General features: G+C 60.5%; 2 protein-coding genes. One reads left to right on the top strand and one right to left on the bottom strand.

Going from position 1 to position 2,759, the window contains the following annotated elements; translation table 11 throughout:
- The coding region (gene ltrA, locus GYA94_RS21075; RefSeq protein WP_161893039.1) for a group II intron reverse transcriptase/maturase at positions 1 to 1,188 on the top strand (1,188 nt) is incomplete at its 5' end.
- Positions 1,189 to 1,548: 360 nt separating this feature from the next.
- Here the strand turns inward: ltrA and GYA94_RS21070 are convergent.
- A partial coding sequence (locus GYA94_RS21070; protein ID WP_161893038.1) for an IS1380-like element ISPa33 family transposase occupies positions 1,549 to 2,759 on the bottom strand: 1,211 nt, incomplete at its 5' end.

Genomic DNA, 2,759 nt, shown 5'->3' with positions numbered 1-2,759 from the left:
CCGGGTGCCGATGGCATGACGGTCGCCGACTTGGCAGGCTACGTGAAACAGTATTGGCCCATCCTGAAGGTCAGGCTGCTGGCAGGTGAATACCATCCCCAGGCAGTTCGGGCGGTCGAAATTCCCAAACCGCAGGGCGGTATGCGGCAACTGGGCATTCCCAGTGTCGTGGATCGCCTGATCCAGCAAGCCCTGCTGCAACAGCTCACGCCGATCTTCGATCCGCTGTTCTCGGACTATAGCTACGGCTTCCGTCCGGGCAGAAGCGCTCACCAGGCTGTCGAGATGGCCCGCACCCATGTGGCGGCGGGTCATAGGTGTTGCGTGGAACTCGATCTGGAGAAGTTCTTTGATCGGGTCAACCACGACATCCTGATGTTCTGTGTTGAGCGCCATGTCGAAGACAAACAGGTGCTCAGACTCATCCGCCGTTACCTCGAAGCGGGCGTCATGTCGGGCGGGGTTGTCAGCCATCGGCAGGAGGGGGCGCCGCAAGGCGGCCCGCTTTCGCCGCTGCTGTCGAACATCCTGCTCGATGAACTCGACCGTGAGTTGGAGCGGCGAGGCCATCGCTTCGTGCGCTATGCCGATGACGCGAACATTTATGTCCGTAGTCCGCGTGCTGGCGAACGAGTGCTGGCCAGTGTCGAGCGGTTCCTGAATCACCGTCTGAAACTGAGACTGAATCGGGACAAGAGTCGCGTGGCTGGGTCGTGGAAATGCGACTACCTGGGGTATGGGATGAGTTGGCACTCGCAGCCTAGACTGCGAGTGGCAACCATGAGCCTGCGCCGTGTGCGCGACCGTCTCAGGGAACTGCTGCGAGGGGTGCGGGGCCACAAGATGGCGAATGTCATCGAGCGGGTAAACCCGGTGCTGCGAGGCTGGGCAGGCTACTTCAAGCTCAGCCAGAGCAAGCGTCCACTGGAAGAGCTGGATGGCTGGGTCAGGCACAAACTTCGCTGTGTCATCTGGCGGCAATGGAAGCAGCCCTCTACGAGGGCGCGCAACCTGATGCGCCTGGGATTGAGCGAGGAGCGTGCCTGCAAGTCGGCCGTCAATGGCCGAGGCCCGTGGTGGAACTCAGGAGCGCCGCATATGAATCAGGCGCTGCCGAAGAAGCTATGGGACAGACTTGGACTGGTCTCGATACTGGATACGATCAATCGGCTTAACCGCATGGCCTGAACCGCCGTGTACGGAACCGTACGCACGGTGGTGTGGGAGGACGGCGGCCGTGAGGCCGCCTCCTACCCGATCTTGGCTACTAAATGAACAATACGGGTGCACGCAAGTGCGAAAAAGCCCTCGTATAAAGCACGGTAATTATCCACAGGGTGTTTTATCCGAGAAAATAATTTTTCAATCAAGAGTTAATTGTTTTTAACCCGGATTTCTCATGAGGCCGGCAGGCGTGGCCGGTGAAGCCTCGGTGTATCAACAACCTGCCTTCCACCGCTAAAAATTGATCGTTTTTTATTCAATTCCCGCGTATGGGGCGCACTGCCCCCTTTCCCCCATTGAGCCGGGCCGGGGGCGCCCGCCTGTTCAGGTCGGCTTGAGGCGGGCAACCAGCCCCGCAAAGAGTTCCTGATGCGGATAGGCCTCGCTGATCAGCACGCGGATGCGCCGGCTGTTGCGAATGATCACCGCACCGATCTTGAGCAGTTTCAAGCGCAGGTTATGGATGCTCATGCGCGCCAATGCGGTGCCCTGGAGATGATCGCGTAGCCGTTCGAACAGCACATAGGCAAAGGCCGACAGCATCAGCCGCCACTGGTTGGTCCACCAGCGTGGGCTGGAGGTGCGGTCGGCGAACAGATCCAACTGTTGGTCCTTGATCCGATTCTCCATGTCGCCACGGCCGCAGTAGTCTTCGTAGTACTGCTGGGCAGCATCCTCGGCAAAGCGGGACACGACGATGAAGCGTGGATTGGCACCCTGCTCGCCATGTTCCAGGCGCGACACGACCAGGCGGCGCCTACGCCAACTACCGGCCTGATAGAGGAAGCGATACACGCCGGACATCTTCTGCCCGGTTTCTTGGTAGGCCTCGGCGACAGCTTGCATGGCCGGCGCCGCCATCCGCTGCAGGCGGGTGTTGCGGGCCAGACCCACCACATAATCCACCTGCTTGCGGTCACACCAGTCGAGCATGCGATGTCGGCAAAAACCGCCGTCACCGCGGAACACGATGCGGGTCTCTGGCCAGAAGCGGCGAATGAACTTGACCAGCAGTGCCAGGATGGCCCAACTGTGTCGGGCGCCATCGATGTTGCTCGGGCGCAAATAGCTCACCAGCAGATGGCGACCACAGAACACATAGAGCGGCAGGAAGCAGTAATGGTCGTAATAGCCATGGAAGAAGCGCCCTTCCTGATCACCATGCACCGGCACATCGGTCGCATCGAAGTCGAGCACGATCTCAGCCGGCGCCTGGTCATGCTGGGCGATGAAGTGCTCCCACAGCAGGCGATGGGCTTGCACCACCGTTTCGCGATCGGCTTGCTGTTCCAGGCGCCCCAGAGTGGATTTGCCGGCCAGCGGTTGCAGGCGGTTGACCGCAGTCTGCAGCGCGTAGTCATGGCGCAGGCCGTCATGATCGTTGAGATCCTCGTAGCCGGCGGCCAGTGCATAGATACGCTGGGCGAGCAGTGTCTGCAGTCCGTGCTGGACACGCCCAGGATCACGCCGATCGGGAACGATTTTGGCCAGGCGGCGGGTCAAGCCATGTTGCCGGTCGGCGATTTTCAAGGTAG

This window comes from Pseudomonas juntendi (assembly GCF_009932375.1).
GTDB lineage: Bacteria > Pseudomonadota > Gammaproteobacteria > Pseudomonadales > Pseudomonadaceae > Aquipseudomonas > Aquipseudomonas juntendi.
The sequence above is the reverse complement of the archived record's forward strand: the minus strand, read 5'-3'. Positions and strand labels throughout refer to the sequence as shown.